Below are 22,785 nucleotides of genomic sequence, written 5' to 3' on the forward strand. Positions count from 1 at the left end.
CAATACAATTTCTATGCGAAATTGCATACAAACCAAGCATTATTATAAACGTTAACCAAGAAAATTGCAATCATTTGTAAAACACTTTGTATACTACCTGCTGTTATCTGTCACTTCCACCATGCCGCAATATAATGGCAAAACGTATCATCATTTGACGGTTCACCCAAGAATCTTGTAAGGCTGTTCAAAATCATATGCGTTATCTACGCTTATCGCTTCTCGTACCAGCGGTGACTGCCTACAACCTCGACTGAAAAAAGCACCTATCATCCCATCAGAAAAATTGCGAAAATCCTCGTCAACCGCATCTAAAAGTTCTTCCCACCTATTGATACAACAATCAAATGCACAAATCCCACTTTGTATTTCAGCTAACTTATTGATATCACGTAAATCATTTCCATCTTTCTCATATTCAAAAGTTCCGTCTGCCTTACAGTACAAACAAGTCGTACAATGATCCAATAAAACAGCCTCTAAAAACATATAGTTTTGCGTCGTGAAGAAGTTCGAATGGTATTGATGCACATCTCCAAACAAACTGAATGCAAAAGAACTTTGGTTATATGCCATACTAGACCATTCCATTGTGGCAAAATATATTCCATCCGTTTGAATATCTTGTCTCAGCAGCTTAGCCAAGTAGTGCTGAATCGTCCCTCTAGAACAAAAATCATATACCAGCACCCTCCTCGCACTAGTTAGTCCAATCTTTTTCATGTATGCAAGATAATTGATGCGCTCTTGCTTTGCATTTTGCAAAATAGATTCTTGATATTTCTTAATGTAATGCTCAACCTCTTTGGCATTTTGTGTTGAAACCGCACTATCCAGCGATTGCAAATCTGTTGCAATCGGGTCTACTCCTAATCTAGCCGACAACAACTGCCCCTTCAAAGTGTTATATGGCTTCATCAATATCTCTGCAATATCAGCCTCATTTTCTATCGCCGCCACCGTTACCGCTCTGCGAGATGTCTTAAAGTACACGCCTTTCGGCAGATGCTCTTTATTTTGTATCCATCGCTTGCGATATAGCTTCTCAATTACATAGCCGTCTCTGGCCGAAAAGAGAATCATATCATAGTTTTTATCCCATACTTCCTTGCACATCCACCGAACAAAGCATGAAATAACCGGCCCAATAAAAACAAAACCAAGCAGAAAAAGATCGTCTGCACATACCACTCCCTTGGTAGACCCAAGCACAAACGGATCATCGAACAATTTCCTTGTAGCAATCCCCAATGTAAGCATGCTATCAGGTGCCTTGGCTTTTGCTACAAGTTTTCCTATAGAGGAGTGAAGAAGCATATCATATGCGCTGAAAATAGGATAAGTATCGAAGCCATGCATACGAGCCATCACGTCGTCGACTGCGGCATTGTCGCCAATATGCAGTATAGTACCGGAATAATCCTTACGGACTACATCAAAAAGCGCCCCAGACTCTTTGGTTGCCTGATGCTCACAGGAGATATAAAGTCGATGATAACCCATATATCCGGCCTTTTCCAGCAGAATTCGCATCTTATCCGCATTCAGGTACATATCGCTTACTAAAATAACCGTTTTTTTCAGTTCAAATGCGTAGTTATAGATATCTTGCATATGTTTTCGCGCATGACAAGCTTTCTGTTCTAGTGCAAATTCCAAAGCGCAAGCCCTGCCAACGGTTTCCTTTGTCCATGCATAATGCACGCCCAATTGCGCATATATCTGATTAAGGTCTGGAACACAAACTTGATTTAGCTGTGCCTCAGCAGCTTGTCTTTGCACAGCAAACGCCTTACAGGGAATACCCTCTTTTTGCAGCTTGCGCTCCAAGAAGAAAAACAAATCCACGGGCCTGAGAACATCTCTGGCAAGCAAAGTATCAAAAATATCAAAGGATACCACATCCGCCAGCACAATCTTCTGCTTTAGAGCTTCGCTGTTGCAATTCCAATACGGCAGGTCACTGGAAAAAGGCCTCTGTTCTTCCTCGATCAAACGTTCTCCTTCGATATTATAAATGGGGATATGATGCGTGGATTCCAAATCCCGAATACGTTCAAAGATGATGGGAACAACCGTCGGTCTCGCAACAATCACGATCAAGGCCGCTTGCCGGGAAGCCTCCTCAACAGAAAGAACTGGTTTTCCCAGAACAACGCTTCCCTCACTCAGAGGGTCCATGAGGCCAATGATATTGGAATCCTGTATTTCTGTCAAAATAGCTTTTGTATTGATTCCAATCCCATAGAGCACAATATTCTTTTTCCCAAAAAAATGCTTTTTATATGACTCAATCACATAAAAAGCGTCCTGAGACAGTCCCATGCATATCCCTCATCTTTCTTGCTGCTCTGCAACAGGAACGTAATCCTGATTTACTGAAAAACATCCTTTACAGCGTTTGCAATAAGAAATATCTCCCGTTTCCGTATAGCCCAAGTCAAATTCCGCCAATTCTACCTTACGTTTTTCCTCAGGGTGAGATAAATCAAAATAGTCGTAGACGCTTGGTGTAAACAACCCGGCAGCTTCTGCGCTGGCTTCAAGATGACAATAGTATAATTTTTTCTGGTACAAACCGCGGAATGGCGCATAGCATTCATCAAAAAAGGAAATCGGATCACCCTTCCAGTCGGAAGGCCTTTGATAATCTGGGAATCCAAAGCTAATCCACTGCTCGTCCACACCATGCCGAAACCGAATGCCATATGCACGCAGCACATCTTGAAAGCAATCCACTTTTTCAGCTAAATGTGGCAACCCTTTTCGGTAATCGCTCACTTGCACCTCGATATCATATTCACGCATTAACTCCAACAATTCGTCCGAAGGAATCAATGTGCCATTTGAGAAGAAAACGACTTGATGAATGCGGCTCCCGTAGTTTTCACACAGATATTGCGTCAACTCCAAAATATTGGGATAGAGAAACGGCTCTCCACCTAAAAGAGTGAATACCTGCACCTGATCCACCCAGTTGAAATACGCATCAATGTCCTCTTTCAGTAAATCCAAATTTCGATGCTTCGGATGTTTAAAATAAGGCATGAGCATATTGCAGTTTTTGCAACGCAAATTGCAATATTCCGTCACTGAGAGATCAGTTCTGGCCAAATACAGCTTATTTTCCGAAGTAACAGCATGAGCAGAAAGGAAATACCTGCTATCGCAGAAATCTTCCAGTTCTTTGAGACCTTGCTCACGCAGTACCATCCGAATTTCCGGATAGGCCAACGATGCCACAATAATTTTGTGATTTGGAAACGCTTTTTTACATTCCTCCCATGAAAACACCGGTTTTTCATAAAACTCCATTCCCCATTTTTGAGGATCGCTGTCTATGAAACCATCAATGAAAAGGCGTTCATTGAAGCAATCGAAAAAGTACTTTGCCGTATTCGATGCACCCCAGATCAAATAGTGTGCTTGAAATGGCCATCGCTGCGTAAAATATTCTAATTCATGAGACTTATGCTCTGTTTTCATTCGCTCACTCCCCTGCTGTCCGGCATAGCACTCCATCCTGCGAGATACTGTGAAATATCTCTACGCATATTTTCGGTTAAATTTTCCCCCGCACGCCATGCCTTGACCCACGCAACAGTTTTTTCTACTGCGGTGTCCACATGCCAACGCGGGCTCCATGCTAAGACCTCTTTTATTTTTATATGATCCAATCGCAGACAATTGGCCTCATGCGGCGCATGGCGTTCACAATGATGCGTCCAAGAAACGTCTTCTCCCCATGCTTTACAGAAAAGATCCGCCAACGCTCCTGTTGTGATGCAATCACATACATCCGGCCCTACATTATAGCTTCCGGCGATGCGCACATCTTCCATCTGCCGTTCCGCCACCAGCAGATAGGCCATCAACGGCTCCAGCACATGCTGATACGGACGCACGGAATACGGATTTCGCAGGACAATCTCTTCTCCTGCCATAGCGCTACGAATACAATCCGGTAGGATACGATCCGCAGCAAAATCACCGCCGCCAATTACATTTCCGGCCCGCATAGTAGAAAGCGGAATATTAGCATCCGCAAAAAAACTGCGCACATAACAACCACTGACTATCTCAGAACAGGATTTGGAATTGGAATATGGATCAAATCCATCCAAGCGATCCGATTCTCGATATCCCCAAACCCACTCGTTATTTTGATATACTTTATCCGTAGTCACGTTGACTACACTCCTGACCGTGTCTGACTGTCGCACACATTCCAGTATGTGAACGGTGCCCATCACATTGGTTCCATACGTTCCCACTGGATCGCGATAACTTTCTCGAACAATCGGCTGGGCAGCCAGATGAAAAACAATCTCCGGTCGTGCTTGTTGAAAAACGTGTTGGAGATGTGAAAAGTCCCGAACATCACCAATAATAGAGTGCATGGATTCTTCCAAATCACATAAACGATATAGGCTTGGCTCTGTATTGGGCAAAAGCGCATAGCCAGTCACTTCCGCACCAGCGTCCACAAGAATACGGCACAGCCATGCTCCCTTAAATCCAGTATGTCCTGTTACGAAAACCCGTTTTCCACGATAAAATGACAGCAAATCTTTCACTGTGCTACCCCTTTCGGCAATAATTCAACGTCCAACCGCTTGATGTATCTGCGCTGCAATCTCACTCAGCATTGCGTCACACATACCGGGATAGACACCCACCCAAAAGCTGTTCATCATGATCTGATCTGTTACAGTGAGCGAAGCAGCCATTCGATAATCCTTTCCTTGTTCCAACGCTAGGAAACACGGATGCCGCAGCAAATTTCCAGCAAACAAAGGGCGAGTCTGTATGCCTACTGCTTCCAATGCAGAAACAATCTCGTCGCGCGAAACCGGGCATTCCGGCCTTACTGTAATCAAAAATCCAAACCAACTTGCCTGTGCATTCTCCGACTCTTCGGGCAGTAACAGAATATCAGCCACATCGTCTAACGCCTCACGAAGGGCGTGCCAATTCTTCCGACGCTGTGCAGTAAACGACGGCAGCTTTTCCAACTGGACCACTCCGATTGCCGCCTGCATATCCGTTACCTTCAGATTGAACCCCAAGTGCGAATATACATACTTGTGGTCATATCCGGCAGGCAGTGTGCCAAATTGTCCCGTGAAACGGTGTCCGCAGGTGTTATCTTGTCCCCCCGGACAAACGCACTCTCGTCCCCAGTCCCTCAGGGATCGAATAATCTTGTGCAGTAAAGGATCTTTAGTATATACTGCCCCCCCTTCGCCCATCGTAATATGGTGCGCAGGATAGAAACTGGAAGTTCCGATATCTCCCACCGTACCAGTCATCTGCCAGCCGCTCCCCATTTGGTACATTGACCCCAGTGCATCACAATTATCTTCGATGAGCCATAGACCATACTGCTTACAGAACGCCGTTACTGCGGATAAATCAAACGGATTTCCCAGTGTATGCGCAAGCATCACCGCTTTGGTTTTCGTTGAATAGGCGCGCTCCAGCTGTAACACGTCCACATTATATGAGGGCAGCGATACATCGACAAATACGGGAACCGCCCCATACTGTACCATAGGCGCTACAGTCGTAGGAAAACCAGCAGCAACCGTAATCACCTCATCACCTCGCCGGATCCGCCGTTCGCCCAAGAGTGGAGAAGTAAGAGCAGAAAAGGCTAATAAGTTTGCTGATGAACCCGAATTGACCAGTGAGCAGTACGGAACCTTTAGGTACTGTGCCAATTCTTGTTCAAACTGTTCGGTATACCGTCCTGCGGTCAGCCAGAAATCCAAGGAAGCGTCTACCAGTGCACATAGTTCCTTGCTGCCATAAACTCGTCCAGCATATGGGATGCGATCCCCGGCTTGGTATGCTTTTTTTGTATGATAATTATCAGCATATTCCCGTACTAACGCCAGAATTTGCTCTCGCGCTAAATCTTCCCCACTATTTGACATAACGACGTTCCCTTTCTTAGTAGTAAATTCCCAATCGAATCGTATTCTCTAAATTCCTTTATTGCAGCTATCTTATTGTGCAAGCAATTATAATTTAACTTTCCATATTTTCTTCAATAGCACGTACTGTTCGAACAAATCCTTGTTCCACAGTTACTTCAGGCATCCATCCCAATGCCTGTAGTTTCGAAATATCAATTTTGCACCGAGGTTGTTTGTTTGCCTCCAAATATGGGTCGTTCTGTGAGCGAACACGATTCAAAACATGTAACTGTCGCTCTGGGAACAGGCGACACAGCATATGTGCTAATTCCAAAATAGATAAATATTCTTTTCCCGCCATTAAATAACACAGCTCCGGATTCGGTGCCAACAGTACACGCAAAATGCCGTCTACAGCATCTGATAGATAGCAAAAAGGGCGGATTGCACTACCATCACTTTTAAGGGAAATATCTTCTCGTTTCACAATGCATGACACGAACTCTGCAAACACTCTGGAATCATGCTTGATATCCATCGTCGGCCCATAGGTATGACTAATACGAATGACCGATGCCGGAATACCATACTGTCTGTTCCAAATCGCACATAGAGTTTCACCTGCACGCTTTCCTTCACCATAGCAGCTTCGTACCGCCATCGGGTCAAGTATACCAAACGTGTGCTCATCTATGAGATATTGCGAATTCAAAAGTTGACCATGTGATTCCCCACTACTCAAAAACACAAAACGCTTTGCATTGCTTTTTTTCGCGAGTTCCAACAAAGACCATGTACCAATCACATTGGGAAGAAAAGTCCCTGCTGGATTAACACCGAAAGTCTTTGGATCAGCAGGGCTTGCCCCATGAATAATGAAGTCAAACGTTTCATTCGTAGTCCAAGAGCATACATCTCCGACACAGATATGAAACCAATCACAATCCAAATAGGGCGAAAACAAACCTTTTGCCTTCTCTTTGCTTCTCACCAAAATGGACAATTCAAAATTACAGTTTATATGCGTTTTACGATAGTATAGCAACGCCATCGTCAGGTAAGACGAGATCATGCCCGTCGCCCCAGTAATCAAAATCCGACAATCACACAAACTTTCCCAAGCGAGCGAGCGAGAACAGATCTTTTCCAAGTCTTCTAATACAATCGTCATCATCAAAACCAACTTACTATGGTGCACATAATCAGAGAACGCAAAACACATTTGTTTTTTGTGTTACGTATTGTCACACTCAAATTACATACATTTCAATTTTTCCTAAGGCACTAACATTTCTCAAACAACAGGCCTTGCAGATTTAGCTACTTATGCATATTTATTGGAGACATTTCAAATCCCCATCAAAACCCTTTTTGCTGATAAGCAAACCAATCGCTTCCTAATGGATTGCTCCCTACAAAACAGTCCATAAACTGAACATTTTGACTATTTTGCTTGAAAAACAAGCTGCCACCAGAGGACAAAGCCGACTTCAAGAGAGCAATCAATTCTTTTGAAGAAGTCGCCGACAAAAATTCATCTTCCCAAACAATGTACTGGTATTTTCTTTGTCCCAAGTATTTTTTTAACTGTTTTAGACCGCAAACCATATTAGTCTGATCACTTACGCCATTTAAATCAGAGACAAACTGTGCACGATCTGTAATATTATACAATGTGACATCCAAATTATGACAATACTCTTTCAATTGTTCTTTGATTTTAAGAGAATTGGCTCCCATTCCACAGTTAATCCCTAAAATATCTACATGAGCAGTTTCATTTCCCACGACTCGTCTCATAAAAGGCACAGCAAAGCAACAACCAGTTCCCCATGGATCCACTCCATAGGCACGATAGAATTCTTTTCGACCGTTGAGGTAATAATCTAGTTCACCATGCTTTTGAACTTCGCTTTTTAAAGTTACTGAACCAAAATGATGACAGTATGCATCCTTAGCTAGCATCATTTTATAACCTTTTCGTCGGAGAAGCAAAGAAGTTCGATCATCTGGAAAAGAATTCGCTCCGAAGGAATGAAACCGTCCGTTCATACATAAACCCGACGAAGAATAAAACACAGAATTTCGACGTATATCAATTGGATTACATAACCTGACACGTTGCTCCCAACGAAACGAATCTGAGCGATTGTTCTGTGCGGCAAACTCATGGAATTCATGCATCGTATTATAATTAGTTGGGATCGACTGTAAATTACTGATATTGGGTGTCGTAGAAACAACCCACGCAATTGTCGGATCGGAACTAATGCATGCATAAAGATTTTCAATTGCATGTGGACCTACAATAACATCATTACTGATCATCAGGGTAAATTCTCCCTCAACAATACGACAAAACGCACCTACTCCACCGCCATTGACTGATATATCTAACTGTTTGTCCGGAGATTTACCAGAAAAATATTCTTTCGTTCCATCAGACGAACCATGATTTACAAAAATTAATTCATAGCGCAAAGATTTGGGTAAATTATTGAGAAGACTTTCTACACATTGGCGCGTATATTCCAATTTATTATAAGCCAAAACAACAATTGAAATATCATATTTATAGCATTTCTGCTGTATTGCCTCATCAATATAAAAATTCCCACACAATATCGACCGTTTGGTTTTTTCATATTCCTCAAACTCAGTCTCGTGTTTTGCTAGGTATTGATAAATATAAAATTGTAAATACACCTCTTGGAGTAGAGGAAGAAGTTCAAATTCAATTTTCTTTATGCAATATTCTCTTCTTTTACCATAACAAGAATATATTTCAACTAAAGAAGCTAAAGAAGATTTGCACCCATTTGATAGCTTTTTAACTCCGTCCGATTTATCCTGGATTGAATTTGCTATCCGTATTAGCGCCGAAAGTCCTTCTCTCATATCCTGATAATTTTGCGCAAAATCTTTAAAATTATTTTTTTCAGCGCTATCACAAAAATGAAAACACATTTCTTCCATTGTTTGGATGAGATGCAGAATTTCGATTACCATTGTTGAATCCATTACAAAACCCTATTCTAAATTCGCTTTATAGTACTTATTTTTGGATTGAGCATATAACTGCAATTTTTCATAAGTTAAAAAATTCAAATCGCAAATAATATATTTTTGAGGATTTTTTGATATAGAATTAAAAAAATCTATTGCCACTTTCTTTGCGGTGTTTGAGGTAACTATCGTAAAAATTTCTTTGTCACGTAAAAATATTTCTTTTGAGGGGCATATTGTTGCCATTTGAGCATAAGTAACATAATTAATTTTATACATATCATATATTGCTCTTAGTTTTACCATCGGATATTTTTTTTTGATATATGCATAAATTTTTTTTGCATTATCTGAATCACCCCACAAAATGTATTCTGATTGTGGCTCAACACTCCAAATCCTGTCAATTTTATTTAAAGCATCTGTATAGTACAACAAATTAGGTTCATCACTTCGGAATGGATTTTCTTGAATCATACTCATCGAATATAATTCATTATATTTTTCACATGTATCTATAATCCTTTTCTTGGCAATTTTGAGCATTTGATGCTTCACAGGTTCAAAATCTACCGCATCACATTCCCAATCAATATCACAAAAAATATCCGGAGTATAGACTCTTAAATATTTTGAAATCCAACTCCACTTAAAAAAATTATTTTCTAAAACAACAATAGTAGGAATTCCCAGTGCCAATCCCAATACAGCAGCATGAAACCTTGATGTGACAATTAACTTTGCATTATTGCGATATTCTTCTATTCGCTCTCTTGCTTCGATTTTTAGCTCTTCAAATTGAGAAAAGGAAGTATATTCATATTTTTCATGATCAACAAACTTAATTTTTGAATATATATTTGATGGAATATATGTCACGATACTAGACGGGACATCTATAAAATAAACTACATTTCTTTGCTCAATTGGAACCTCTGATTTAGGCAACGTAGCGACGATACATCCATATAAATAAGCATTAACTCCCTTTCCACGAAGGAAATTCATGGTCCGCTCATCACGACAACCTATAGGCTCATGACGCTTTAAGTAATTAACTTGCTCATCAGAAATCATCGCTGGATACATAATTGAGAGTCCTAAATAAACAGGAATGATATGATCTGATAAATTCAATAATCGATCATACATTGTATTAGTAGCATATAAATAATTAATGGGTAAAATGGTATATGGAAGTACCTTTTCCCATTCTTTTTCGGTATTACTTAAATCAATATTAATAATATTAGAAATCCCCAATGAATGATACAGTTCATCAATTGCAATCAATTGTGCAAAATCGCCGATATTAGTGATTCTAGACTCTAATTCTCCGGAACTATCAGGCAATCCCACTATTTTCAAATTTCCAAAACGTAGCATAACATTCCCTTTCATTATCATAAACCCAGCATAAAATTATATCGCATATAGAACCGTATCTGTATCATCATTTCCATGATGACGCAAATATAATCTATAATCTGGCCTAATCGAAAGAAGATACTGCGGAATCTTAACTAGATCATCCCTTTTATGATATACGCTGATAGCAAGCTTGGGCTTAAACTGCTTAATATGATTTTCTGCGCCGTGAAGCGCCTGCAATTCAGCCCCCTCAATATCCATTTTGATAAAGGTAACTGGCTCATTTATTTCCACATCTACACTACTTGCATCTATCAGAGCACCTGCGGATTCTAAATCCTCACAAACATACGACGTGCTGTCGCCACCATTATCAAAAAATCCCAATTTGCATTTTTTATTCCATGCTATTTTCGGAATAATTATAATCCGATCTGGATAATGATTAGAAATGCTTCGTAAAGTTGTCAAGCATGCTTTATCTGGTTCAAAACAATATACTTTTTTAAACTTTGGACAACGCGATATAAAATCACGTAATGTATCTCCATTATTAGAGCCAAGTTCAACTAAAATCTCTTTCGAATCTAACTTGATAATTTCCGGAGGATAATAGAAATCACCGCTCTTCACACTCGCAAATAATTGCTTGTCCGCAGTAACCCGCCCTATTAAAACATTGCAAAACACTTTTTTAGACAAATAATCTTCAAAGTTTTCATACAACACTGACAAAAAGAAGATATTTTTTTGAAAAAACTTCATTGTTTCAAACGCTTCGTTTTCGTCACCTATCACATATCTGGTGATGGCAAAAGTAAATACCTGCTCGTGTGGAAATACAGATAATACTTGCTTTCGTATTTGATCCTCTGACCCAGGCGCAGTAATTACGATAACGCAATCTTCTATGTTATAATTTGATACAATTGTCTCAAATCGTAAAACCGGATGCCCATCTAATGAAGTTTTATAGTTATCAATGATTCCTTCCAATGGAATATTCTTTCTTTGAAATATTTTGAGATAGCTTCGACCGCATAGCCCCGCTCCAAACAAGAAAATTTTTTTGTTAGATTCTCTAATATTCTCAACAAACTCATCAAACAAATTCCTTGCATTCATAATATTTTTTTCCAACTGAAGGAATGTCATATGATGCACCTCTATATCTATAATTTATTTAAATCCCATATTTCACTTTTAATTTATCTACAGATAAATCTAAAGCGTCCTCTGGATATACACGATATTGCATGGACACGCATTGGTTACAAAACGTGATATTCTGCACTCCATCCAGCATCAATTTTTGAAATGCAATTGCTTCTTTTTTCCAGATTTCTCCTATTGAGATATCATTTATATCTCCTATCTGCTTCACTCCTGGTGTACAGCACGGATAAACGCTACCATCACAACTGATTTGCAATGTATAGTATGGCATCGTGCATATTTTTGTCTCCAGCAAATCTGTATTAGACTGTGTCTGTGCAAAAGAAATATTGTCTCCAGCTATTTTATGATAATCAATACGACTATCTCCTTCAATCAGGTTCTCAACACTAATCATATCACAAATCGGACTAAATATATTCAAGAACCGTTGGTATTGTTCATCTGTTTGCACCATATAATTGATTATTTTAACATATATCTTAGTATTTTTTCGAACCGAATACAAATGCCGGATATTCGAAACATACTCATCAAAATCCAGTGATATTCCACAATGCTTTTTATAATCTGCAACAGAAAGTCCATTAACAGAAATTCTTAGTAAAGATAGATTCGACTGGCAAAGAGCCTCACTCATGTCATGTGTCAACATAGAACCATTTGTTGTGATTTCAACACTCTCCGAAACCTTTTCGCGTACAATCATCTGAACCATATCAATAATACGCGAATGCAATAAAGATTCACCCATACCGACAAGCATAATATTTTTTACACAACCAAAAGATTTCTTAATGTCCATAATGACGTTTTGAAAAAGATCAAAACTCATGAAACCATGATTGTTGTGTTCTCGAAAGCACTTTAATGAAACAGGACAAAATTCACATCGAAAATTGCAAACTTGTGTTGGTTCAATACGAATGCACAGTGGCTTATCCAGAGGAACATGATCTGCTAAAATCATCCGATTACCACTGGGAGCTCTTAACCTCGCCTGAGACACTTTATCACCTCATATAAGCGTACATATATTATATCTTTGGCCACATATCTTCCAATGCGCCGGACTTCATGCTTCCATCCGGCTGCGGAAAAGCCTTGACGCGGGGAGAAACCGTTTCTTCCGGATCTACCCATACCGCGCACAGACTTGGACCTTCTTCCTCCAAAATTGCAGGCAACTGATCCACGAGTTCATGATTATGGTGTACTGTATAAGTCGAAAAGCCATAGGCCCTAGCAACAGCACACACATCCGGCACCGTATAGCCGCTATCCGGGCCGCTGGCCACACACATGCCGAAGTTGTTATTCTGCATATTACGAATACTGCCATATCCGTCATTGCACCAGATAAACATTTTAACTGGAAGGTTTAGGCGGTGCAATGTTTCCAGCTCCTGAATATTGAGCTGAAACGCCCCGTCACCATTGATTAAAATCGTGCGGTGGCCATGATTCGCAATACACGAGCCAATAGCATACGGCAAGCCAAATCCCATAGAACCAAGACCTGCAGCATTTTTCATTTTCTGTCCATGTTTTAGCTGAAATGCCTGATAGGTAATTTCCCCGGCTCCACCTGAGCTTTCAGGCACGATAACATCCCGCGCATCCAATTTTTGGCACAGCAATTCAGTGAAATAATACGGACTGACATACTGGGCTTTCTTCCGATGCTCTTCTGTAACAACAGGATATTTTGCTCGCAACTGCTTGGCATGTGACAACCAAGCAGACCAGCTTGCTGTGATCTCAGAGGTGGCTGCCGTTTTTGCCCAAGCATCACATAGCGCCTTTAAAAATGCACCAGCATCTATGGCCAATGCGATCTCTTTTTCCATATGCATCCGGTTCAACTCATTGGAGTCGATATCTACAATAATGCGCTTGGCATATTTGGCGAAATGCGGCTCATCAAATGCAGTTAAACTGGTATCCAACCGACTGCCAACCGACAGAAGCAGGTCAGCTTCCTGCAAAATTAAATTCGCACCTCGGTCTCCCATAATGCCTGGGTGCCCAACATATAGAGGATGATCTTCTCCCATCAGGTCAATGGACTTCCAAGTCGTTTGCACTGGAATGGGCAACTGCTGCAACAACGCAAATAACGCATCTTCTGCACCGGAGAGTTTAATGCCGTTGCCCGCCAACAGCAATGGCTTGCGGCTTTCTTTCAACAACTGAACACAACGCTCAGCCGTATCCGCAAGGTCTACATATGCGAGAACAGGCACAGAAAAGCCGCACAGATCATTTTCTTCTATCTGTGCGCCTTGAACATCCAGCGGTATGGACAGCCATACCGGCCCCGGACGATTGGAAGTCGCTTCATGCCAGGCTCGCTCCAAATGATAGCGAATCTCTTTGGGCTCCATGACTTCTACTGCATATTTCGTAATAGAGCGTACCATATCAATGGTCTGCACTTCCTGAGAACCGATCTGACGCACACCGGTATCGCCGATCAGATCGGAACGTTTTGCCTGTCCAGAAATCACAAACATGGGGGTGGAGTCTATCCAACCAGCTGTCACACCGGTGATGGCATTGGTTGCCCCCGGACCGGATGTAACCAGCAACAGTGCTGGCCGGTTTTGATGCTGCCCATAAGCTTCCGCTGCGATCGCCGCACCTTGTTCATGCTGAAAGCACACATATGGGAGCTCATTTCGCCCCACAGAGTCCACCAAATGCATGGCACCGCCACCCGGGAGTAGAAAACATTGATCCACTCCTTTGTCTTTTAAAAACTGTATAACATAATCAGATAGTTTCATGTGATGATTACTCCTGCGGAAATAATGTTGCTTCTACGTATTCAGCTAATAAATGTCCAAAAAAGATGTGAGATTCTTGAATACGTGGTGTTATTTTAGACGGTGCATGAATAATCAGCTGCGCAGCTTCCTGCAACTCACGCGGCTCCTCTGCACCAGCAAAGGCCACAGACAGCATCCCATTTTCCCTAGCATACCGCAATGCCTGCAGAACATTGGCTGAGCGTCCGCTGGTAGTCAAACCGATCACCACATCGTTTTCATGTGCCTTAGCCTCTAACTGTCGAACAAAAACCTGCTCAAATCCGTAATCATTTCCAATGGCAGTCAGCGTAGATGTGTTGACAGACAATGCTTCCGCATTCAAAGCGGCCCTTTCCTGATAAAACCGTCCAATAAATTCCGTAGCAATATGCTGCGCATCCGCAGCACTTCCACCGTTGCCACATAAAAAAATCTGCCCACCCTGCTGGATGCAGGAAACAGTCTGCTGTGCTAATTGCAACATACGATCCATCAACATACGGTCAGATGCCATTTTGTGAAAGAGTAGACGGTGCTCCTCCAATCGATTTAGGAAAAAACGCTGTCCGGAATCCGGCGTATTATAATTCTGCAGGATCTCGAACATTTCCCACGCACAGCCTTCTCCACCTTTTCGGGACAATACGATGTCAGCAGCTAACTGAGCCTCTTTCACTGCATCCGCAGGACAAAAAGATAATCCAGCATAAGGAAGTACTTCAATATCATACTTACCATCCCCGATATAGGCAACGGATTCACGGCTCAGATTCAAGCTGCATATCAATTGTTTTAACATTTCTGCCTTATTTTTGCAACCGCAGAAAAAATAATCCCACGGAAAACGCTTCTTAAAATAAGAAACAATGGGAGAATTTTCACCTGTGATCGCTGCCAGCAAAAAACCATGCCGTTTTAGCTCATAGACCGCATCAATATCTTTCAGATTGATACGCTTCTGCTCATTTCCCCGACTATCCACTTGGATTGAGCCATCAGTCAACACGCCGTCAATATCAAAGACTACCAGCTTGATCATGATTTAACCCCTCAGCTTTTTTCTAACTGCCAGTTCCGCCTCTGACAACGTTTTATTTCCGGATCCCAAAATAGCTTCCGTCAAACGAATTTTCTGAACCAAATCCTTTAATTCATCAGGCTCAATGGATGCCTTCTGATCAGAACCATACATAGAACGGTCCAGTGTGATATGCCGTTCGATCGATGTTGCACCGGCAGCAACAGCCAACAAACTGACCAGAATCCCAGTTTCATGCCCACTATAACCAATATCACAATGATATTTTTCTTTCAGCACGGAAATCATCCGAAGATTGGCATCTGTTTCTGCCATAGGATAGGTGCTATTGCAATGCATCAGAGAAAACGGACATGCATGCTTGCGAAAAATATCCACGGCATGGTCAATTTCAGCCATAGTAGACATACCGGTGGAAATATAGGTATATCGCTTTTCAGTAGCAATCGTCTCCAGCAATTCATCATTTGTCAGCATCGCAGACGCAACTTTGTTGAAACGCAAATCATACTGCTGCAAAAAAAGCTGAGAGTCCACATCCCACGCAGAAGCAGACCAATCCAGTCCTTTTTCACGGCAATATGCGTCAATAACATCATACGCTTCTTTTCCGAACTCCAAGCCCTCTTTTTGAGCACGCTGCGTGTGACCCCAAGGGCTTTCTCTAGGGGAATCCAGCATTTCTTTTGAGTACACCTTATCAATGGTGCGTTTTTGAAATTTAACTGCGTCACATCCCGCATCCGCAGCAATATCAATCAGTTTTTTTGCAATACTTAAATCACCATTGTGATTGATACCAATCTCTCCTATGACATAAACGCTCATTCGCCTCATCCTTTCCGTATCAGCAAGTCTTATTGTTTCGATTAGTCTGTCCAAATTTTCCATGGAGCAGCTTTCGTATACCACAAAGACTCCAGATGTCCTTTATCGCGTTGCGTGTCCATACACTGCCAAAACTGATTATGTTTATAGATGCCCAACCTGCCTTCTTTCGCAAGCGTTTCCAACGGCATTCGCTCCAGAATACAGGATTCATCCGTGCTCAAATAACGAAACAACTCTGGCTGTGCGACCATAAAACCGCCATTGATCCAGCCGCCGTCCTCCTTGGCCTTTTCTCGAAAACCAATTACCGTATTGCTACCCTCATCTAAATCCAACACACCAAAACGGCCACCGGGTTGAATGCCGGTAAGCGTAACAACTTTTCCGCTTTGCCGATGCTGAGCCAACAGCGCATTCAAATCCACGTTGCTTACCCCATCGCCATAGGTCAACATAAATGGTTCATCCCCAATATACTTTTGAACTCGTTTGATACGCGCCCCTGTTTGGGTATTTAGCCCTGTGTCAACAATTGTAACACGCCACGGTTCTGCTACGTTGCTGTGAACAGTCATTCGATTTTCCGCTGCGAAGTCAAATGTCACATCCGAGCGATGCAGATAGTAATCTGCAAAATATTCTTTGATCACATAGCCCTTATATCCGCAGCAGATAATAAAATCGTTGAATCCGAATTCGGAATAGTACTTCATGATATGCCACAGGATAGGCTGATCGCCGATGGCAATCATAGGCTTGGGTTTTAAGTGGCTTTCCTCGCTGATGCGAGTGCCTAGTCCGCCAGCCAAAATAACAACTCTCATGTGAACGACTCCTTTTTAGATGATCCACATCGTATCCGGATCCTCAATGAGATAAGCTACTTTTTTGTAAGCATCACTTTGCTTTATCGCCTGTACCACAGGATCATCAGCCGGATATTGTTGCAGAATGCTTCGAATTTTATCAGCCAATTCTAACAATTCTGGCGATGCAGCAGCAAACTCAGTCGGAAAACTATTATTCTCGACCATAGGAAGCAATGTCTCCACCATGTTTTTCATTATGGGTGCCTGCACCAAGCTTTGCCGCAGCGCATGAACGCAAGTCGTCGCATCCCCCTGCGTCGCTGCCGTCTTTGCTAAAAGAAAATACCAAGTAAAGCGATGCAGCGCCGGCAGAAACCGAATGCTCTGTTCGTCTTGCAAGCGATCAGGATGGTACATATTTTGCAGATAATTTTCTCCAATTCGTCCAAACCAGATACATAATGCGCGAAACTGACCCTCCTCAGCCGATCCCTTCTGCAAAGCTGCAATGACAAGCTGGAAATCGAAAGACAGAATTGAAAAATCAGCAATATCACGAGTTTGATGCAGCTGGATAAGCGTATGAGCCGCAAAGTTCGCATCATATTCGGCAAGGCGTACCGTTGTGTCATGCAATTCTTCTGAACTCTGCTCATAGAAATGTGACGGTAAAGACGCACCAATCTGCCAGACATGCGCCAATACGGTAGGCGGAATCTCGCCCCAATTCTGGATCTGCTCCAGAATACTCTGTGCCTGTGTAGCCTTGTCCGTAGCAAACAATCGCGCACCGCGGCCCTGATCACTATCCAAATCTGTATAGATCCGCCAACCGGCATCCTGACGACTGGGCAAAAAAGCTGCAGCTATGCGGGAGTACAGTGTTTGGCGGCTTGTCCGGGTGGAATCCTGCGTATCAAGCATCAAACCAGCAAGTTGTTTGGCTGTAATCGTCGAAGCATCCGGCAGATCCGCGGCACATTCCATTGCATCCAGCCAAGCTTCCAACAAGTCAGGGAGGGCATGGTTTAAATTCACCTCTTGCAACAGACAAAGTGCCTCATCATCCCTACCCAAAGCCAGATATGCCCGTGCTTTAAATGCCTTCGCAAAAGAGATATAACGCGAACTAGTGTAATATAGTGACGACATCATGAATTCTTCCGGCCCATATTTCCCGTCATGATATTCTTGCCAAGCAGCACAGAAACGGTCAGCAGCAGATGGAACCTGCTCATATTTTTTCTTATGATGCAACCAGCACAACCGATAATACGCCACGTCTACCCGGATAAAAGGAGAATCGGACAGGTTTTTCTCGCCCCATGTCATCCAGTCATCCCATTCCGGCATTTGATATCGCGCAGCGAAGTTGACGGCTTTTCGGCAAATCGGACCAGCGACGACATCCCAATACGGAATACGCGGTTCCCGTTGGATAAGTTCCATGCCACGATGTGAATATTCCACTGCTTCTTGCACAAGAGGACCGCTCGATTCCATACACTGAAGAATCAGCATACTATCTTCCGGATCCTCTTTTAATTCGTCCTTCAACAACGTAAGGTTCCGTCGTGCTTTGTTGATGTGCTCTTGCTCTGTCCTATAAAAATATCCGTCATGATTAAAAATCGTATGTGCTAAATGGTGCCATTTCATACCAGTGGTGATATTCCACCGTTCGTGGATTTTACCCTCATAACGCAAGCCGAGAGCCGTGCGAAGCAGCCTGACAGCAGAAAAGAGACTGGCATCCCCATCTGGATCGCTCTGTGTATAGCTACGAATCACCACCGTGGCTATATCGGTCTTTTTAGCGTGAGGACCAGTCAAAAACTGAACGAGTTCCGTTGCATCATCCAGATATTCATCGGCATCCACAGTTAAATACCAGTCTCCACAGGCAATATCCATCACAGCATTGCGGGCGGCAGAGAAGTCATTGGTCCATTCAACATCCAAAACAGTATCAGCATACCGCTCTGCAATCGCGTGAGTATTGTCGGTTGAGCCGGTATCCGCGATGAGCAATTCACAGGGAATCGCATCGCGCAACGGCTGCAAAGCGCACAAACACCGTTCCAGCTTTTTTTCCTCATTTTTTACGATCATGCCAATGGAAAGCACGGGTGCTTTTTTTGCCATGGAGCAAAACTCCTTTCGCTGATTTTCCGAGCCCATGGGAAAGGGCTTCTAAAATTAAGCCTTTTCCGATAGGCTTGAAAAAGAAAAAAACGGGGCGGGTAATTGCCCGCCCCGTCGTATGCTAGGAAAATGGGTATTCCAGATTACTGCAACAGCTGCAGAACGCCCTGCGGAACCTGATTTGCCTGCGCCAGCATTGCCTGAGCAGACTGAACGAGGATGTTGTTCTTGGTGTAAGCCATCATCTCGTCGGCAACATCGGTGTCGCGGATGGTGGACTCAGCATCCTGAATGTTCTCCGTCATGACGGACAGGTTGTTGATGGTGTGATCCAGACGATTCTGCGTAGCACCCAGAGTACCACGAACATCAGATACGATGTTGATCGCATTCTTGATTACGTCAACTGCAGCCTGTGCGCCGTCCTGCGTGCTGATGTCAATGGCATCAATGCCAAGAGAAGATGCATGCATATCCTGAATCTTCACGCTCAGCTGGTTGAACGAATCCGAGGTATCGCCGATCTGCAGGGTCAGCTCATTACCATTCAGGTTCAACTTATCCTTGGTAAAGACGATATCGGTATCTGCAATGTTAGCCGTGGCAATCGTCTTGTTGGCCATGGTCTCCATGCCAGTTACGCGGGTGATCTCAGCTGCAATCTTCTCAGCCTGAGTAGCACCAACAGTACCTTGACCAATATCAATAATGGTAACATCGTCGCCAAGGCCCTTGATCTGGTCGTTGGTCAAACCGTTTGCAACCAGGAACTTGTTGCCATCAAGCTCGAAAATCTTCTTCTCCAAGTCTTCCAGCTTGTCAGCCGACGCACCAACCTGAAGATTAGCAGCGTTGAACTTCTGCAGGGAATCATATGCCTCCTGAGTGCGAGTAACATCGCCCGCCATGGTGCCAGCAAAACCAGTGGTCATGCTGGTCGTCTCACTGACACCAATACCAACGATCTGCGCACCTGCCGTACCTTCCAGCTTGGAAGTAAACTTGATAGCCTGATTATCAGTAGCAATATCGAAGTTCTCGGAGAACACCTTATCAGCCTTCAAGCTGGAAACAATTGCGTTCTGTACCTGCGTCTGAGCCAAAGTGCCGCCAGTCTGCAGATAATACTTGTTACCGTTCACATCGGTGAAGTAGTTCTTGGTAACAGCCGTGTTATCAATGCCAGTGCCATCGCCCTGATAGGTCAACTTAACGGTCGTGGTCTGCTCGGTGCCGTTAGCATCCTTCCAGGTGACCGTGTAGTCCAGCGTCTTGCCGATATCATCGGTAGACAAATTAGTCAAGGCGCTTGTTGCAGCGGTATTTGCCGTAGTGTAAATACCCTTTACTGCGGTGCTGGCGTCCATTGCTACATTGTCAACTTCCGACTTGCCAGCCAGAGAACCGTCCAGCAACTTGATGCCGTTGAAGTTCGAGGAGTCAGCAATACGATCGATTTCTTCCTGCAACTGGGAAACTTCCTTCTGCAGCTGCAAACGGTCGGTTTCGTTGTCGTAGGTGCCGTTAGCGGACTGGTTAGCCAGCTCGACCATACGGTTGAGCATGTCATGTACTTCGGTCAGCGCACCTTCAGCGGTCTGCACAAGGGAGATGCCGTCCTTAGCATTCTTCTGCGCGGTCTCCAAGCCGGTGATCTGCGCACGCATCTTCTCGGAAATTGCCAGGCCAGCCGCGTCGTCGCCAGCGCGGTTGATCTTGTAACCGGAAGACAGCTTCTCGAGGTTCTTAGACAGAGCCGAAGTGTTGTTCGAGTAATTGCGGTAGGCATTCATTGCCATAATGTTATGTTGGATTCTCATGATTCACTACTCCTTTACAGAATCCGTCCGAAGCAAATCCTTTTGCTTACGGTCCATTTGGTGAATAGTTGTTCTATTTCAGACGAGACAGTTACACCCCGTTTGAAAGCTGGAAATGCATTTCCCCTGCACAATGCCGGGGTTTTAACTTACATTCATATCATCGGTTATACGCAAAAATAAATAAGCCAAAATTTTATTTTTTATGAAATTTGGCATTATGCGCATTTTATTAATATATTTTTTGTTAGTTTTGTGCGCTCTGCTTTGATACAGAGCGCACAAATCAACATATAGACCAATTCTGTCTCTTATTTACACATCACGGAACACGTTCGACATCGATTCCAGAATCTGGCTGCGCTCAAACGGCTTATAAACAAAGCCCTTCACGCCCACATCGTTTGCTTCGTTGATAGTGTCATCGTATGCAAGCGAGGAAACCATCAAAATTCGGGCATTCGGATATGCTTTCAGCAGCTGACGCGCGGTTTCCAATCCATCGATGCCCGGCATCAAAATATCCATTGTCACTAAATCCGGCTGGACTTCGCTATATTTCTCCAGAGCTTCTTCACCGCTTTGACAAAATGCAACGATTTGGTAATCTGTATCTGCCAAAATCTTTTTTAGTTGCAACTGAACGATACGAGAATCGTCTACTACCATGACTCTCTTTGACATATTGTACAGCTCCTTTTCAAGATTCATCTGCAAATATATACACCTATGCAGAAATCAGTTGATGAATTAGTTGTGCTCCTTCGTTGTGATCGCTCGCATAATTGATGACGCCCTGCGTCCCTCCATCCTCTATAGGAATATAGCGTCCCATATAAAACACAGGAATGCGAAAGCGGGAAGGACAATGCGAAATGCGATACAATCCAGCAACGATCTGTCCGCAGATTATATTGAAATATTCTTTAACAAGGTCCTCAAAATCATTTGGATCCACTGTATCTTCCTGCATGACATAGCGCGCCAGACGAACCAAAAATGTGGTGTCTGCACATAATATCAAAGTGCCGTGGTAGCTTCCTTCAAAGGTGGTATATACCGTACACATATCGTTGGAAAGTATGGCATCCCGCTTCCGAAGGCAAATTCCACCAATACGCTTAGTCATATCCTGCATTACCTGATCCAAGACATTCTGAATCTCTTCTTGCGTGAGCGCACTCAACGTACTACCTCCCATTTAAACTTAAGATACCTGTCTCCAACAGTATCATACGCAAATCACGCCTCCCACTCATGCGCTATTGACGCGATATGGAGACGTGAATCAGACAAGGTCGGAATACGTTGGAGAGCCACAGTATACAGCCTGAGCGCGAACCAGCGCTGCACCAGCGCTGTTCAACCCACAATCTCAGGCTGTACACCGTCAACCTCCTACACATTCATATTAACATTTCTCTTACCAAGCTAAATTTGGCAAAAAACGGCTCATCACTCAGTTCCGTTCTTCAAAAAAGCTGCCAAGCGTTTATCTTCATGACGAATATGATTGATCAAGACGCTTGCCTGCGTATTAATTCCGCCCAAGCTCTTTACACTCGGACCATCCGCACGAATGCTATTGGCCAACTCCCGAATCTTCTGCTTATAATTTACATGGAAATTATGATGCGGCTGATAGTGGGGATAATGATTCTTACGCTGCAAATCTTCCTCATCTGCAAAATGCTTATCAACATAATCCGCCAGGAAGTCTGCCGTTTCACCAATCTTATTGCGGCCTTGGCCGGAGCTGCATGCATCCATCAAATCATTGATTGCATCAAACAGCATACGATGCTCGGAATCAATCAAATCGTTGCCCGTTTCCAAATCAGGGGTAACTTCGTA

18 protein-coding genes are annotated in these 22,785 nt (G+C 43.1%); all 18 read right to left on the minus strand.

Annotation, left to right across the window (positions count from 1 at the left end; all coding sequences use genetic code 11):
• Positions 1-162: 162 nt before the first annotated feature.
• Entirely contained in the window at positions 163-2,325 is a 2,163-nt protein-coding gene (locus tag ACESSO_RS00890; RefSeq protein ID WP_373163158.1) for a hypothetical protein, read from the minus strand.
• 9 nt (positions 2,326-2,334) lie between these two features.
• Positions 2,335-3,486, minus strand: coding sequence for a radical SAM protein (locus ACESSO_RS00895; RefSeq protein ID WP_373163159.1), 1,152 nt, complete (start codon positions 3,484-3,486; stop codon positions 2,335-2,337).
• Positions 3,483-4,577 (minus strand): CDP-glucose 4,6-dehydratase, encoded by a 1,095-nt coding sequence (gene rfbG, locus ACESSO_RS00900; protein WP_373163160.1) that lies wholly within the window; start codon positions 4,575-4,577, stop codon positions 3,483-3,485. Before rfbG ends, ACESSO_RS00895 begins: the two co-directional genes overlap by 4 nt.
• A gap of 24 nt (positions 4,578-4,601) precedes the next feature.
• Positions 4,602-5,939 carry a lipopolysaccharide biosynthesis protein RfbH gene (gene rfbH, locus ACESSO_RS00905; protein ID WP_373163161.1) on the minus strand — a complete coding sequence of 446 codons (1,338 nt, stop codon included), beginning with the start codon at positions 5,937-5,939 and terminating at the stop codon, positions 4,602-4,604.
• Positions 5,940-6,033: 94 nt separating this feature from the next.
• Complete coding sequence (locus ACESSO_RS00910; RefSeq protein WP_373163162.1) at positions 6,034-7,143, minus strand: NAD-dependent epimerase/dehydratase family protein; 1,110 nt, start codon at positions 7,141-7,143, stop codon at positions 6,034-6,036.
• 137 nt (positions 7,144-7,280) lie between these two features.
• A complete protein-coding gene (locus ACESSO_RS00915; protein ID WP_373163163.1) occupies positions 7,281-8,942 on the minus strand; it encodes a glycosyltransferase family 2 protein in 1,662 nt (553 codons plus the stop codon).
• A gap of 9 nt (positions 8,943-8,951) precedes the next feature.
• Positions 8,952-10,334 (minus strand): polysaccharide pyruvyl transferase family protein, encoded by a 1,383-nt coding sequence (locus ACESSO_RS00920; protein WP_373163165.1) that lies wholly within the window; start codon positions 10,332-10,334, stop codon positions 8,952-8,954.
• Between the two features lie 15 nt (positions 10,335-10,349).
• Positions 10,350-11,453: an FkbM family methyltransferase gene (locus ACESSO_RS00925; RefSeq protein WP_373163167.1), complete on the minus strand. Its 1,104-nt coding sequence runs from the start codon at positions 11,451-11,453 to the stop codon at positions 10,350-10,352.
• Positions 11,454-11,481: 28 nt separating this feature from the next.
• A complete protein-coding gene (locus ACESSO_RS00930) occupies positions 11,482-12,444 on the minus strand; it encodes a radical SAM/SPASM domain-containing protein (RefSeq protein ID WP_373163168.1) in 963 nt (320 codons plus the stop codon).
• A 67-nt stretch (positions 12,445-12,511) separates the two neighbouring features.
• Positions 12,512-14,263, minus strand: a complete 1,752-nt coding sequence (locus ACESSO_RS00935) for a thiamine pyrophosphate-binding protein (RefSeq protein ID WP_373163169.1) — start codon at positions 14,261-14,263, stop codon at positions 12,512-12,514.
• 7 nt (positions 14,264-14,270) lie between these two features.
• Positions 14,271-15,326, minus strand: a complete 1,056-nt coding sequence (locus tag ACESSO_RS00940) for an SIS domain-containing protein (RefSeq protein ID WP_373163170.1) — start codon at positions 15,324-15,326, stop codon at positions 14,271-14,273.
• Positions 15,327-15,329: 3 nt separating this feature from the next.
• Positions 15,330-16,154, minus strand: coding sequence for an N-acetylneuraminate synthase family protein (locus tag ACESSO_RS00945; RefSeq protein ID WP_373163172.1), 825 nt, complete (start codon positions 16,152-16,154; stop codon positions 15,330-15,332).
• Positions 16,155-16,195: 41 nt separating this feature from the next.
• Positions 16,196-16,981, minus strand: coding sequence for a glucose-1-phosphate cytidylyltransferase (gene rfbF, locus ACESSO_RS00950; protein ID WP_373163173.1), 786 nt, complete (start codon positions 16,979-16,981; stop codon positions 16,196-16,198).
• Between the two features lie 15 nt (positions 16,982-16,996).
• Entirely contained in the window at positions 16,997-19,111 is a 2,115-nt protein-coding gene (locus tag ACESSO_RS00955) for a glycosyltransferase (protein WP_373163174.1), read from the minus strand.
• Positions 19,112-19,254: 143 nt separating this feature from the next.
• Complete coding sequence (locus ACESSO_RS00960; RefSeq protein WP_373163175.1) at positions 19,255-20,931, minus strand: flagellin; 1,677 nt, start codon at positions 20,929-20,931, stop codon at positions 19,255-19,257.
• Positions 20,932-21,246: 315 nt separating this feature from the next.
• Complete coding sequence (locus ACESSO_RS00965; protein WP_373163176.1) at positions 21,247-21,615, minus strand: response regulator; 369 nt, start codon at positions 21,613-21,615, stop codon at positions 21,247-21,249.
• 43 nt (positions 21,616-21,658) lie between these two features.
• Positions 21,659-22,117, minus strand: coding sequence for a chemotaxis protein CheX (locus tag ACESSO_RS00970; protein WP_373163178.1), 459 nt, complete (start codon positions 22,115-22,117; stop codon positions 21,659-21,661).
• A gap of 269 nt (positions 22,118-22,386) precedes the next feature.
• Positions 22,387-22,767: a bacteriohemerythrin gene (locus ACESSO_RS00975; protein ID WP_373163179.1), complete on the minus strand. Its 381-nt coding sequence runs from the start codon at positions 22,765-22,767 to the stop codon at positions 22,387-22,389.
• Positions 22,768-22,785: the final 18 nt, after the last annotated feature.

Source organism: Agathobaculum sp. Marseille-P7918 (assembly GCF_964248325.1).
Taxonomy (GTDB): domain Bacteria; phylum Bacillota; class Clostridia; order Oscillospirales; family Butyricicoccaceae; genus Agathobaculum.